At 66.7% G+C, this 14675-nt stretch carries 7 protein-coding genes; 4 read left to right on the top strand and 3 right to left on the bottom strand.

Annotated features, from left to right (window positions below; all coding sequences use genetic code 11):
• The first annotated feature begins 26 nt into the window (after positions 1 to 26).
• The gene (locus tag AUCHE_RS01125; protein ID WP_040321116.1) at positions 27 to 1058 is read left to right on the top strand and encodes a permease; all 1032 of its coding nucleotides are present in this window, start codon (positions 27 to 29) and stop codon (positions 1056 to 1058) included.
• 43 nt (positions 1059 to 1101) lie between these two features.
• Entirely contained in the window at positions 1102 to 1899 is a 798-nt protein-coding gene (locus AUCHE_RS01120) for a TIGR03943 family putative permease subunit (protein WP_006501412.1), read from the top strand.
• Positions 1900 to 1987: 88 nt separating this feature from the next.
• Here the strand turns inward: AUCHE_RS01120 and glgB are convergent, their stop codons facing one another.
• The 3 genes from glgB to AUCHE_RS01105 are packed head-to-tail and all read right to left on the bottom strand — an operon-like array spanning position 1988 to position 10449.
• Positions 1988 to 6685 (bottom strand): 1,4-alpha-glucan branching protein GlgB, encoded by a 4698-nt coding sequence (gene glgB, locus AUCHE_RS17205; RefSeq protein WP_006501411.1) that lies wholly within the window; start codon positions 6683 to 6685, stop codon positions 1988 to 1990.
• Positions 6678 to 8393 carry a maltose alpha-D-glucosyltransferase gene (treS, locus tag AUCHE_RS01110; protein ID WP_006501410.1) on the bottom strand — a complete coding sequence of 572 codons (1716 nt, stop codon included), beginning with the start codon at positions 8391 to 8393 and terminating at the stop codon, positions 6678 to 6680. Before treS ends, glgB begins: the two co-directional genes overlap by 8 nt.
• A gap of 1 nt (position 8394) precedes the next feature.
• On the bottom strand, positions 8395 to 10449 hold the full coding sequence (locus AUCHE_RS01105; protein WP_006501409.1) for a maltotransferase domain-containing protein: 2055 nt from the start codon (positions 10447 to 10449) through the stop codon (positions 8395 to 8397).
• 384 nt (positions 10450 to 10833) lie between these two features.
• Here AUCHE_RS01105 and AUCHE_RS01100 point away from each other — a divergent pair, with 384 nt between their 5' ends.
• Positions 10834 to 11322 carry a hypothetical protein gene (locus AUCHE_RS01100; RefSeq protein WP_040321113.1) on the top strand — a complete coding sequence of 163 codons (489 nt, stop codon included), beginning with the start codon at positions 10834 to 10836 and terminating at the stop codon, positions 11320 to 11322.
• A gap of 515 nt (positions 11323 to 11837) precedes the next feature.
• Entirely contained in the window at positions 11838 to 14648 is a 2811-nt protein-coding gene (pulA, locus tag AUCHE_RS01095) for a pullulanase-type alpha-1,6-glucosidase (protein ID WP_006501407.1), read from the top strand.
• Positions 14649 to 14675: the final 27 nt, after the last annotated feature.

Genomic DNA, 14675 nt, shown 5'->3' with positions numbered 1-14675 from the left:
ACGCGACTTGGCTCTATTCTTGATCGATGGCGACCACACCTGATACGCCTGCACGAGAAGGAAGCTCGTTGCGGCCAAGCCCCCCGGCCGCCTCGCGGACCGGCGGGCTGGGGACGGTACTGACCGTCCTCGCACTCATCACCCTGCTTGCCGTCGGTGTTCTCGGCCGCGACCTGTGGGGTCAATGGTTGAACGGTCAACCGGCCGTGGCCACCTGGGTCGCGGTCTTCGTCGCGATCGCCCTCCAGGCCTTCCCCTTCCTGGTCCTGGGGGTCAGCCTCTCGGCCGTGATCGCGGTCTACATCCCCGCAGACACCCTGCGCAGCTATCTCCCGGAAAATGCCGCGGCCGCCGTCCCGGTCGCCGGGATCTCCGGGGCCCTCCTCCCCGGTTGCGAATGCGCCTCCGTACCCATCGCCGGTTCACTGGTGGCCCGCGGCGTCGCCCCGGCCGCAGCCCTGACCTTCCTGCTCGCCGCACCGGCCATCAACCCCGTCGTCCTCGTGTCCACCTCGGTGGCCTTCGGCGGGGACTGGCGGATCGTCCTGGCCCGCTATCTCGCCTCCCTGATCACCGCCGTGGTGATGGGATGGTGGTGGCTCCATCTGGGACGGGACGACCTGATCCGGCTGCCCCACGCAGTACGAAGCGGCGGAAGCAAGTTCAACCGGTTCACCACGGCCGTCACACACGACCTGCTGCACGCCGGTGGCTTTCTCGTCGTCGGTGCCGCCATCGCCGCGGTCGTCGCGGTCTTCGTCCCACGCAGCGTCCTGGACACCCTGAGCAGCAACCTCGCCCTCGCGGTGATCACCCTGGCCGTCTTCGCCGTCATCGTGGCGGTCTGCTCCGAGGCCGACGCCTTCGTGGCAGCCAGCCTGACCGCTTTCCCCTTGACCGCCCGCCTCGTCTTCATGGTCGTCGGGCCGGCCCTGGACGTGAAGCTGTTCGCCATGCAGGTCGGCACCTTCGGCCGCGCCTTCGCGATCCGCTTCGCACCCATGACCTTGCTGGTCGCCGTCACCAGCGCGGTCGTCGTCGGCCAGGTGCTGCTGTGAACAGCCGCACCGCCCCGCACCCAGCGAACAGGAGGGACCCACGATGAACCGGCTCCTGGCCGCGTTGACCACCCTCACCTGCTCGGTCGTCGCGATCCGCGCCGTATGGCTGGGCGACCACCTGGCCTATGTCAAGGAAGGACTGACGATCCCGCTCCTCGTCGCCGCCGGTGCCGTCTTCTGCGTCGGCGCCTTCGAATGGTGGCAGGCCGTACGGACCCTCCGCGTCGGAGGCGGGCAATCCCACCGCCCGCATCTCCACGACGAGGACGAAGCCTGTGCCTCCGGCGGACACCGGCACAAAGCCGGACAGATCGCACCCCGTATCGGATGGGCGATGCTGGTGCCCTTCGCCATCCTCGCCGCCGTGCCCCCCACCCCGGTGGGCGCCTACACCGCCCAACGTATCCAGGCGAACAGAGACGCATCGGTCACCCTGACCCCGGCCAAGGAGTTCGACCCCCTCGACCCGAATGCTGAGGTCCTGGAGATGTCGGTCCGCGAATTCTGGGAGCGCGCCAGCTTCGACAACGCCCGCAGCCTGTCCGGCCGGCAGGTCCGTATGGTCGCCTTCGCCTCCCCCGACGACAGCGTCGAAGGAGGATGGGTCCTCGTCCGGATGGCCGTCCTGTGCTGTGCCGCTGACGCCTTCCCGGTGAAACTGCTCCCCGTCGGTGCAGGACAGCGCCCCGCCGACGGCCAATGGGTCGTCGTGGAAGGGACCTGGGAACCAGACCCCTCCGCCCCGCACCCCGACGCACCCACAGCAGGAGAAGCGGTACCCCGCCTGCAGGTCTCCTCGATGACCCCCACCAAACAGCCGGCGAAACCTTATGTCTGAGCCGGCCCCCGCGCACCCTGCGAATGACGGGCGGGCCCGGTCCTCCTGAAGTGGAGACCGGGCCCGCCCGCAGATCGGACACCGACGGTCAGCGGGCCTCCCCCTCCGAGCCCAGCTCCTCACCCCGGACCGGAGGCAACGCGCCCAGCCCGGAATCCACCATCTCGTCCTCCTGCACCGGAGAATTGGACAGCTCCGGACGCGGCGTGCCCAAGGTCGGCCGTTCCTCCGCGGCAGGGTGGACCGCCTCGGGAACGACGAGCCCTGCAGGCAGATCCGCAGGCTCGAACCACACCGCCGACAATTTCTGCATCGACACCGTCGCCGAGTACGGCTGGCCGTGCCAAGGGATCTCCTCGGCCTCGATCCGTCCCATGTTGCCCACCCCGGCACCCCCGTACTCACCGGCGTCGGTGTTCAGGATCTCCCGCCACGTGCCACCGTGCGGCAACCCGATCCGGTAACTGTGGTGCTCCACCCCGGAGAAGTTCGCCACACAGGCCACGACCGGTCGTTCCCCGGCCGCGTTCTGGGCACCGAACCGCAGGAAACTGTAGGCATTGCCGTAACTGTCGTTGGCATCGATCCACGCGAATCCCTCCGGAGAGGAATCCAGCTGCCACAACGCCGGATGGTCGACATACAACCGGTTCAGATCCCGCACCAGACGACGGATCTGCTCGTGCGGCTCCTGGTCCAACAACCACCAGTCCAGGCTCCGCCCATCGGCCCACTCCGCGATCTGAGCGAACTCACTCCCCATGAACAACAACTGCTTACCGGGGAAGCTCCACTGCCAGGCGTAGTAGGCCCGAAGATTGCTCAACTGCTCCCAAGGGCTGCCGGGCATCTTGCCCACCATCGACCCCTTGCCGTGCACGACCTCGTCGTGGCTGATCGGCAGGGCGAAGTTCTCGTTGTAGGCGTACACCATGGCGAAGGTCATCTCATGGTGGTGGTACTGCCGATAGATCGGCGCCAACTGGGTGTACCCCAGGGTGTCGTGCATCCACCCCATGTTCCACTTCAACCCGAAACCGAGCCCACCCATGTACGTCGGCGCGGTCACCCCGCTCCAACTCGTCGACTCCTCGGCGATGGTCACCGCGCCCGGGCACCGCCGGTACACCGTCGCATTGGTCTCCTGCAGCAGCTGAACCGCGTCCAGGTTCTCCCGGCCACCGAACTGGTTCGGCAGCCACTCCCCGTCGTTCCGGGAATAGTCCAGGTAGAGCATCGACGCGACAGCATCCACCCGCAAACCGTCGGCGTGGAACTCCTCCAACCAGTACACGGCGTTCGCCACCAGGAAGTTCCGCACCTGAGGGCGACCGAAGTCGAAGATGTAAGTACCCCATTCGGTGTGCTCGCCCCGTCGAGGATCAGGATGCTCGTACAACGCCTGCCCGTCGAAACGGCCCAGGGCGAAACCGTCCTTCGGGAAATGCGCCGGAACCCAGTCGAGGATGACCCCGATCCCGGCCTGGTGCAGACGATCCACCAGATGGCGGAACTCGTCCGGATTGCCAAAACGGCTCGACGGCGCATAGTAACCGCTGACCTGGTAACCCCAACTCGGACCGTACGGATGCTCCATCACCGGCATCAGCTCCACATGGGTGAAGCCCATCTCGCTGACGTACTCGACCAGCTCATCCGCCAACTGGGTGTACGACAAGCCCTGCCGCCAACTGCCCAGATGCACCTCGTACACACTCATCGGCTGCAGATGGGCGTCACCGGTGCCCGCCCGCCGACGCATCCACTCGGCATCACCCCACTCGTAACGGGACTCGGTGACCACCGAAGCCGTCGCCGGAGGACACTCGGTGGCCCGGGCCAGAGGATCGGCCTTGGTCCGCCGGTAACCGTCCGCGCCCAGGATCTCGTACTTGTAGACGGCGCCCTCCCCCACCCCGGGGATGAAGAGCTCCCACACACCGGTGCTGCCCAGCGCGCGCATCGGATGCGCCGATCCGTCCCAGGTGTTGAAATCGCCGACCACCCGGATCGCCCGGGCATTGGGTGCCCACACGGCGAAGGAGGTACCGGTGACCTCGCCCATCGGACCGGAATAGGTGCGCACATGGGAGCCCAGGACCTTCCACAGCTCCTCATGACGGCCTTCGCCGATGAGGTGCAGGTCGAGTTCGCCCACCGTGGGGAGGAAACGGTAGGGGTCGTCCTGCCGGTGCCCGAAACCGTCGCCGTAGTCGACGATCAACCGGTAGTCGCCGGTCTGCGGGATGTCCAGCTGGATCTGCCAGACTCCGTCGACCTGATGACTCATGGGCAGACGCGAACCGTCCGGCAGTTCGATCGACACCGTGGCGGCACCGGGGCGCAGCGCACGTACGGTGACCCCACCGTTCCACGTGTGCGCCCCGAGCACCCCGTGCGGGTTCCCGTGGCCGCCGTTGACCAGCAGGGCCAGCTCGTCGTCGTCCACCGGCGCGGTGGACGACGCCGGAAGGAGGCCAGCCGCGTCCTCGACGGCTGCCGGGGACAGGTCCTCGGCCGGTCCTGCCGGGGCGACGGGCTCCTCGAGGATCTCCTCCGCGACAAGGTCCTCCGCCTCGACCGGGTCCTCCGCCTCGACCGGGGAATCCGCCGTGGCGAGCAGAGCGCTCCCCGACGTGATCTCTTCCACCGGGGCAGCGGGCTCCGGCTCCTCCTCCGGGTCGGGCGGGGGGAGCGTGACGTCTGCGGACGGCTCTGCCGAGAGCGCCGGAGCTGCCGGCACGACGGTCTCCTCCTGTGCAGCAGGCTCCTCCAGGACGACAGGGTCCGTCCCGATCGGTTCGAGCTCCTCCGCCCCGGCACTGTCCGATGCGACCGGCTCCTCAGCCACGATCCGCTCAGGTTCCTCCGTCCCGGCAGACTCCTCCGCCACCACGGAATCTGTCTGAGCGACGAACTCGGCCGACACAACAGGCTCCCCGGCGACGGCGGCATCATCCACAGCGGAGGACGACGGCTCATCGACAGGCACCTGCGCAGCCGGGGACGGCGGCTCGTCGACGGACACGACATCGACCGTGGACATCTCGGTCCGCGGCGCAGGAACCTCCGCACCGACCGGTTCGGACGCCGGCGCCACAGGCTGCCGCAACTGCTCGAACAGTGCAGCGGTGTTCTCCGGGGTGATCTTCTCCCCGGCGAGGATCCGCTGCAGGATCGGGTTGATCTCGGGCATCGGGGGCGATGCGCTCGCCGATGCTTCCGCCGGTGACTCCTCCGGCGCCGGGTCGAGCGGTGGTAGCTGATCGTTCCGGTCAGCGGGCTGCTGTGGCTGTTCTGGGTCGGTAGTCATCTCTTCTTGCTCTGTGGAAGGGGTCGGGGAACACAGCCGGGCGACGGCGCCGGCCGGGATGGGCAACCACGTGGGCCGGTGACGGGCCTCGTAGACGACCTCATAGAGTGCTTTGTCCAGTTCCAAGGCGCGGAGGAGCGCATCGGAGTCGGTATTTTCCCGTGGATCGTCAGCACAGCTGGCGTACCCGTCGAGGAAAGCCCGTCTACAGGCTGCGGCCCAGCCCGCCAGTCGGGCGCTCGAGCCTGGGTCTTCCTGGCCTGTCGTTCCCGCGACGTAGTCGAAGGAACGCAACATCCCGGCCACGTCACGCAGCGGAAGGTCCGCCCGGTTGCGTTCGGGGAGCGGACGCAGGGGCTCGCCCTCGAAATCGAGGAGTATCCAACCGCGGTCGGGTACCTCGAGAACCTGGCCCAGGTGGTAGTCGCCGTGAATACGTTGCAGACGAGGCCAGGCCGCATAGGCGGCCGCCGTGAAGACACGGTCGATCGTCTCCCGGTGCCCGGTCAGATCGGGGGCGGCGGACAGGGCGAGTTCGCTGCGCTCCTGCCAGGAACGCAACTGTCCCTGCCGGGCGGCCCGGCTGACCGCCTCGACCGGCATCGCCGCAGCCAGGTCGAGGTGCACGGCGGCGGTCGCCACCCCGAGGGCGAAAGCCTGTTCGGTGAAATCCTCCCCGGCAGCGGCCGCCTCTGACGCGACCCGCCAGGCGTCCCGTGTCCCGGGGAAGAATTCCTGGGCGAAGGCCAGGTGGCCTTCGGCGACGGTGTCCGTCCGGTCCATGCCGGACCAGCGCCCGGTCACCGAGCCGAAAGGCATCGGTACCGAACGGGATCCGGCGCCGGCCAGGGCCGACTGCAGGACGACGTCGGGATTCTCCCCGTCCTGCAGCACCCGGAAGATCTTGACGATCAACGGGTACGCGGTACCCACCCGGTCGTGGTTGGGCGCGTCGACGACCCGGGTGTCGCAGATCACCGACGTATTGGACTGTTCGCCGGTGAGTACCCGCGATCCGGTCAGCTGGAGTCGGGGCGTCCCCGGCTGGGGGACACCCCGGGCAGGCTCGTCGATCCACGGTCCGGTGGTTCCCCGGGTCGAGCTCCCGCCCCGGGCGATCAGGTCGATCAGGGCGGCGACATAGGCAGGGTCCTGGGGCGCGTCGTAGACGTACCGGGTGCCGAGCTCGGTGTGGTCGCACACCCCGATCAGCCCGTCCGTGCCGTGCTCTGCCGGCGTGCCGCGGTAGGTGACCGGGACCTGGTAGACGACCGGGGGCGTCGAGGCCTCGTCCAGCAGGATCAGGGTCTCCACCTCGGCCTCACCGGTCGGGTCGTCGAGGCGGAAGCCGCCGACCCTGCGCAGACACGGAGGGACGCCTCTGGCGGCGTACCAGCGTCGGGTCGACAACCACGTCGCGATCAGTTCGAGTTCGTTCGGGGGGACGACCGCGCCGTGGTGGTTCTCAGCCATCGTGTTCACGCTCCTGTAGTGACAGCCAGAAGAAGTCCCGGGAACCCACCGTGAACCGGTAGGTGGCGTCCTCGGTGACTCCGGGGAATCCGGAACCGCCGAACAGGTCTCGGGCCTTGGCCCCGGCCAGTCGTTCGGGCAGGTGCACCGTGCCGGCCTGGGGCCGACTGGACAGATTGTGCAGGCAGAGCACGTGGACGTTCTCCTCCCGTCCTTGGGAGGGGTCGGCTTCCAGGGTGCGGGTGAAGGCCAGCACGGCTTCGTTGTCGCAGTCGCGCAGGGAGAAGATCCCCAGCCCGAAGACGGGATGTTGGGACCTGATCTGCAGCATGGCGCGTAGCCAGTGGAGCAGCGAGCTGCTCGACGCGACCTGCGCTTCCACGTTCACGTTGTTGTGGTGGTAGACGAGCGACTGGATCACCGGCAGGTAGAGCTTGCCGGGGTCGGCGCTGGAGAAACCGGCATTACGGTCGGGGGTCCACTGCATGGGGGTGCGGACGGCGTCGCGGTCGTCCAACCAGATGTTGTCCCCCATGCCGATCTCGTCGCCGTAGTAGAGGCAGGGGCTGCCGGGCAGGGACAGGAGCAGCGCGTGGATCAGTTCGACCTCGGCGCGGCTGTTGTCCAGCAGTGGGGAGAGCCGGCGGCGGATACCGACATTGGCCCGCATCCGGGGGTCGGGGGCGTACCAGCCGTACATGGCGGTGCGTTCCTCCGGGGAGACCATCTCCAGGGTGAGTTCGTCGTGGTTGCGCAGGAAGGTCCCCCACTGGCCGCCGCCGGGGACGGCGGGGGTGTCGTTGAGGACGTCGATGATGGGTGCGGCTTTCTCGGCGCGTAGGGCGTAGTAGAGCCGTGGCATCACCGGGAAGTGGAAGCACATCTGGCATTCGGGTTCTTCGTCGGTGCCGAAGTAGTCGACGACCTCGCTGGGCATCTGGTTGGCCTCGGCCAGCAGGATCCGTCCGGGGTATTCGGTGTCGACCATGGTCCGTAGCCGGGCGAGGAATTCGTGGGTCTTCGGGTGGTTCTCCCCGTTGTGGCCTTCTTCTTCGAACAGGTAGGGCACCGCGTCGAGTCGGAAGCCGTCGATGCCCAGGTCCATCCAGAAGCGGACGGTGTCGAACATGGCGTCTTGCACGGCGGGGTTCTCGAAGTTGAGGTCCGGTTGGTGGGAGAAGAAGCGGTGCCAGAAGAACTGGCGGCGTACGGGGTCGAAGGTCCAGTTGGAGACCTCGGTGTCGACGAAGATGATCCGGGCTTCGGCGTACTTGGTGTCGTCGTCGGACCAGACGTAGAAGTCTCCGTAGGGGCCGTCGGGGTCGGAGCGGGAGGCCTGGAACCAGGGGTGTTGGTCGCTGGTGTGGTTCATCACCAGGTCGGTGATGATGCGGATGCCTCGGGCGTGGGCCTGGCTGACCAGTTCGGTGAATTCCGGGAGGGTGCCGAACTCGGGGAGGACGGCGGTGTAGTCGCTGATGTCGTAGCCGCCGTCGCGCAGCGGGGAGGCGTAGAACGGGGGCAGCCACAGGCAGTCGACGCCGAGCCATTGCAGGTAGTCGAGTTTGCCGATCAGTCCGGTGAAGTCGCCGGAGCCGCTGCCTTTGGAGTCGGCGAAGGCGCGGACGAGCACTTCGTAGAAGACGGCCGTCTTGTACCAGTCCGGGTCGTGGCGCAGCCCGGGCTGGGTGAGGTTGAGACCGTGCATGTCAGAGCCTCCGGACGGTGATGACGTGGACGGGTTCGTCGTGCGGGCCGAGTTTCACGTACGGGTGGGAGTCCCACTGCCAACACCATTCGCTGATCAGGTCTTCGGCGATGAAGCGGTCCTGGGGGCCCAGTCCGAGCGCTTCCATGTCGAGCTGGAGCCAGGTCTCCCGGGTCATGTGGGGGTTGAGATTGGCGACGACGATGACGACGTCGTCCCGGCCGTTCTCCCGGCGCCGTTTGGAGAAGACGAGGATGTCCTCGGGGTCGTCGGCGCTGTGGAAGGTGAGATTGCGCAGCCGGTGCAGTGCCGGGTGGTTGCGGCGGATCTCGTTGATCCGGGTCAGGTAGTCGGCCATCCACAGTTCACCGGCTTTGGGTCCGCCGGGTTCGTAGTCGCGCCAGCGCCGGTCCTTGAACTGGTACTTCTCGTTGTCGATCTGTTCCTCGACGCCGGGGCGCGGCACCGATTCGAGGAGTTCGTAGCCGGCGTAGATCCCGTAGGTGGGGACGAGGAAGGCGGCCAGCGCGGCTCGGAGCTTCCACGCGGTGGGGCCGCCGTACTGCATGTACGGGGTGAGGATGTCATGTGTGGTGGGCCAGAAGCTGGGCCGCATGTAGGACGCGCTTTCCCCGGCGAGTTCTTCGCAGTACTCCTGGAGTTCGGCGCGTTCGTTCCGCCAGGTGTAGTAGGTGTAGCTCTGTTGGAAGCCCACTTTGGCGAGGGTCTTCATCATGGGGGGTTTGGTGAAGGCCTCGGCGAGCCAGATGACGTCCGGGTGGTCCTGGGCGACATCGGCGATGATCCACTGCCAGAATTCGACCGGCTTGGTGTGGGGGTTGTCCACCCTGAATATCTTCACGCCGTGGTCGATCCATACCTGGATGACGCGCCGCATCTCGGCGTAGATGCCTGCCGGGTCGTTGTCGAAGTTCAGGGGGTAGATGTCCTGGTACTTCTTGGGGGGATTCTCTGCGTAGGCGATGGTGCCGTCGGCGCGGGTGGTGAACCATTCGGGGTGTTCGTGCACCCAGGGGTGGTCGGGCGCGCACTGCAGAGCGATGTCGAGGGCGACTTCCATCCCGAGACGGTGGGTTTCGTGGACGAAGGCGTCGAAGTCCTCGAAGGTGCCCAGGCTGGGTTCGATGGCGTCGTGGCCGCCGTCCTTGGAGCCGATGGCGTAGGGCGATCCTGGGTCGTGGGGCCCGGCGACCAGGGTGTTGTTCGGTCCTTTGCGGTTGATGCTGCCGATGGGGTGCACCGGGGTGAGGTAGACGACGTCGAAACCCATCCGGGCGATGGCCGGGAGCCGTTGGGCGGCGGTGCGCAGTGTGCCGGTGGTCCAGGTGCCGGTCTCTTCGTCGTACCGGCAGCCTTCGGAGCGGGGGAAGATCTCGTACCAGGCTCCGTAGAGGGCCCGTTCGCGTTCGACCTGCCACGGGTAGTCGGGGGAGGGGGAGATCATCTCCCGCATGGGGCGTTGGCCCAGTTCGGTGCGGATGCCGTCGCTGAGTCCGCCGGCGAGGCGTTCGGTGGGGGTGCGGCCGGTGTCGCGCAGCTGGCGGATCCCGGCGTCGAGCAGGGCGACGGCGTAGGCCTGGCGGGGTGGTTGGGTGCGGGCCCGTTCGAGCAGGCGGGCCCCTTCCTCGAGCATGAGGTCGACGTCGACTCCGGCTTCGATCTTGATGGTGGCGTCGTGTTCCCAGGTGGCGTAGGGGTCGCTCCAGCCTTCGACGCGGAAGGTCCAACGTCCGGTCTGGTGGGCGTTGACGGTGCATTCCCAGGTCATCAGCCCTGGGTTGGTGCAGGTCATGGGGAGCTGCTGGGTTGAGCCGTCGGGGGCTGTCAGGACGACGGTGGCGTTGACGGCGTCGTGGCCTTCCCGGAAGACGGTGGCGGTGACGAGGAAATCTTCGTCGACGACGGAGATCACGGGCCAGGCACCGCCGTCGAGGGTGGGTTGGACGTCGATGACGGGGATTCTCCCGATGGGGCGTCCGACACGGGCCGGGACGATGGGACGGTTCGTTTCTGGCACGGACGATGTCTCGGTCACAGTTCGACGCTATCGGTTACCTGGGGGTTGATGCACCTGGGTGTCACGGTTGGCGTCCGGAAGGCGACGAGTTGTCCGGGCTTGGCGTTCTGTGGTTTTCGTCAGGGCTCGAAGGCGGGGTGATGGCTGGGTCAACGCTGCCGGTCGAGGGGAGGACGGCATCATGTCAGGTCCGGTCGACGAGCAGCGGTGTCACCGGAGACGGGTAACTTCGGGGCGCCACGTGGGAGTGAGCTGCAAAGCGGGGAAAGAATTTTTTACTTTGAAAAGATCTCACGCCGATAAGATGATGTGCCACGGTGTGAGTGGGGGCGCCAATGTTCGTTGTATTGAGAATTTCTCTTCTCGGCTCGAATCGGAACCTATTCTCTCGACCATCCGGGTATGCCGGTGTATCTACTCGAAGCTGCCTTTAAGAATGGATTCTGGCATAGGCTGACACGGGCGTGGAGCATCCTCGTGACAGCTCAAGAGAGAGCATTTTGCGGCGCCACCGGCAGAGAGATATCGGAGGAGGTCATGTCCGACGAGGAGATCGAGACCCTGTTCGAGGGTGTCTATTTCTGGACGTTCGCGGCCGCATCGCAAGGCGAGGTGCCCCACTACAGCGTCGTCGAGTCGGCCCCGGAGCTGACGGACGCGAGTTTTCCTAGGTTCGATGTCGACCTCTCACCCGATGAAGCCATGACAGTGTCCAGTATTCTTGCCATGCTCGATTCCACTCTCGACGCAGTGGAAGAACAGAGCCCACAGTCGGATGACCCTGGAAACCTTGATTGGGAATACTTGATCAAAGGCCCGGGGCGATATGGAGTTATGCGCTCTCATGCCTTGCTTTTGAATGGCATCAACAGGAGCCTCGGAGTGGTGTGAACCGTCTCCGGAAAACCCGATTGAATGTCGGTCGAGCGCAGTGAGGAAGTGTTGTCGACAGACCGGTTGGCACTGGGAGGTGGACAGTCGCCTGCTGCTCGTTTCATGAACTGACACCCCTTTTTGTGAACTGGCGCCCGCAATGAAACAGGGGGTCAGTGTGCATAAGAGCGCAGCAGTGCCAGAGGCGGCCAGATAAAGGAACGCGATAAACGTTGGCGAGGCTTGTCGAAGATGAGGATGAAGATACCGCCTACCCGGCACAGGGCTGCTATGAGACACGATGCAGAGAACCGATGGGTGGCGGAATCAAATAGCAACGGGGAGTGGTGTTGGCATCTCCTGCCCGACGGGGTGCCCCAGCCTCTGCAACAAAATTCTGAAATTTCTTGCAGAAGGAGTGTGTGCGGGGCCCTACCCGGATAGTCTTCGTGCAGAGGCCTGCCCACCCGGTGCTCTCCACGCACACCAGCGGAGACGCGGAGGCCTTCTCGACACCCGCCCCAGGAGTCGCCATGAAGAGTCCTGCCCCTATCGCCGTCCTCGCCGCCCTTTCACTGACCCTGACCGGGACGCCCACCGCTGCCGCCGGGCCCCTCACAGCCGTGGCCACCGCCCCGGCCACCTCGACCACGTCCGGCGACATCGACCTGAGCACGGCCAAAGCAGTCTGGGTCGCACCCGATCTCCTCGCCTGGCCGGCCAAGGCACTCCCCGCAGGGCACACCCCGGCCAAACTCACCTGGCGGTTGCACAGTTCACCGCGCGGCGGGATCACTCGTACCGGAAACACCCTGAACGCGCCCGCCAGCTACGACCTGACCTGGCAGAAGACAGGCCTACCTGCGTCAGTGCTCACCACCCACCCGCACCTCAAGGACTACCTGGCGTTGAAAGCTCCGGCCGCACTGGCCACCCAGGCGGGGAACATTCTCAAAGGACAGATCGCCGTCACCCTCCACGACGACCGATCCCGGCTGCACACAGCAACCGGAGCCCAGGTCGCACCCGTCCTGGACACCCTCTACGCCAGGCGAGCCGTCCAGAACTCATACGGAGTGACTTGGTCCGCCGGCCGACCGACCCTTCGGCTCTGGGCGCCCACCGCCCACAAGGTCACCCTGCTGACCTGGCCGGCCGGCAGCGCCGCCGACGCCCCGACAGCCACCGCGACCCGTACGGCCATGACCCCGGACAGCGATGGATCCTGGGCGGCCCGCGGGCCCGTGAGCTGGAAGAACGCCCGCTATCTCTACGAGATCGACGTGCTCGACCCGGCCACCGGCAAGATCCGCACCAACCAGGTGACCGACCCCTACTCGACCGCGCTCACCCCCGACTCGACCCGCTCGGTCGTCGTCGACCTGACCGACCCCGCACTGGCCCCAGCACAGTGGAAACAGGCCCGGCCCCCGAAACTCACCCGCAGCGTCGACCAGTCGATCTACGAGCTGCACATCCGTGACTTCTCCGCCTCCGACGCGAAAGTGCCCCCGAACCACCGCGGCACCTACCTCGCCTTCGCCGACCAAGGCCACGGCACCCGACACCTGCGCGCCCTGGCCTCCGCCGGGCTCAACACGGTGCACCTGCTGCCCTCCTTCGACATCACCTCCGTGCCCGAGAACAAGAGCGCCCAACAGCGCCCGCCCTGCGACCTGCGAAGCTACCCGGCCGACAGCGAAGAGCAACAACGCTGCCTCCAGAAGACCGCCGCGAAAGACGCCTTCAACTGGGGCTACGACCCATACCATTTCCTTGCACCTGAAGGCTCCTACGCCTCATCCACCCAGAACGCCGACGGCGCCCAGCGCATCCGCGAATTCCGCACCATGGTCGGCGGCCTGCACGCCTCAGGCCTACGCGTCGTCCTCGACCAGGTCTACAACCACACCGCAGCCCATGGGCAGGCAGCACCCTCCGTCCTCGACAGGGTCGTGCCCGGCTACTACCACCGCCTCGACGCCACAGGGAAGATCACCACCTCCACCTGCTGCTCCAACACCGCCACCGAACACGCCATGATGAACAAGCTCATGGTCGACGCCACCGTGAGCTGGGCCAAGCACTACAAGGTCGACGGTTTCCGCTTCGACCTGATGGGCCACCACTCGGTCTCTACGATGAAAGCCGTCCGGACAGCCTTGAACCGGCTCACGCCGGCCGCCGACGGCATCGACGGGCGCGCCATCACCCTGTACGGCGAAGGATGGAACTTCGGCGAGGTCGCCGACAACGCCCGGTTTGTCCAAGCCAGCCAAGGACAACTCGGCGGCACCGACATCGCCACCTTCAACGACCGCCTACGGGACGCCGTCCGCGGCGGCGGACCCTTCGACGCCGACCCGCGCAAACAAGGATTCGCCACCGGGCTGGCCGATGCTCCCAACGGATCCCCAGCCAACGGCGACCCCGCAGCCCAAACAGCCCGCCTACGCCACGAAACCGATCTGATCCAACTCGGCCTGGCCGGAAACCTCCGCGGATACACCTTCCGCAGCCAGGCCAGCGGACGACCCACCGCCGGGGCGAAAATCGACTACAACGGGAAACCAGCCGGCTACGCCGACCAACCCGGCGAAACAGTGACCTACGTCGACGCCCACGACAACGAAACCCTCTTCGACGCCCTGACCCTCAAACTGCACCCGGCGACGACCATGTCCGACCGGATCCGGATGAACACCCTCGCCCTGTCGACGACAGCGTTCTCCCAAGGCATCTCCTTCTGGCATGCCGGAGCCGATCTCCTGCGCAGCAAGAGCCTGGACCGCAACAGCTACAACAGTGGCGACTGGTTCAACCTGCTCGACTTCTCCATGCAGGACAACGGCTTCGGACGAGGACTGCCTCCGGCCGGGGACAACAAGGCCAAATGGCCGTACCAGAAACCCCTGCTCGCCGACCCCCGACTCAAGCCCGCGCCGCAGGACATCCGCGCAGCAGCCGCAGCCGCCCAGGACCTCCTCCGACTGCGCCACTCCACCCCGCTCTTTCGGCTGGGGAGCGCCGACGCCGTCAAGGCCAAACTGAGCTTCCCGGCCTCGGGCACCGCCTCAGCTGTTCCCGGCGTCATCGCGATGCGTCTGGACGACACCCGCGGCGCCCCCGTCGACCCCCGCCTACGTGGGATCGTGGTCGTCTTCAACTCCACTCCCGCACCGGTCCGCCAGGCCGTCCCCGGCATGGCAGGCCAGGCGGCGTCGCTCAGTCCGATCCAGGCGGCAGGAACCGACCCCGTCGTGCGGAAAGCCACCTGGGACCGGGCCGCCGGCGCCGCCCACGTCCCGGCCCGTACTGTGGCGGTCTTCGTCCAGACCCGCTGAACACGGCGTAGCACCCGCCGGAACCGG

Origin of the sequence: Austwickia chelonae NBRC 105200, assembly GCF_000298175.1 — a bacterium.
GTDB lineage: Bacteria > Actinomycetota > Actinomycetes > Actinomycetales > Dermatophilaceae > Austwickia > Austwickia chelonae.
Note: the sequence above shows the minus strand (reverse complement) of the source record. Positions and strands in the feature narration are given on the sequence as shown.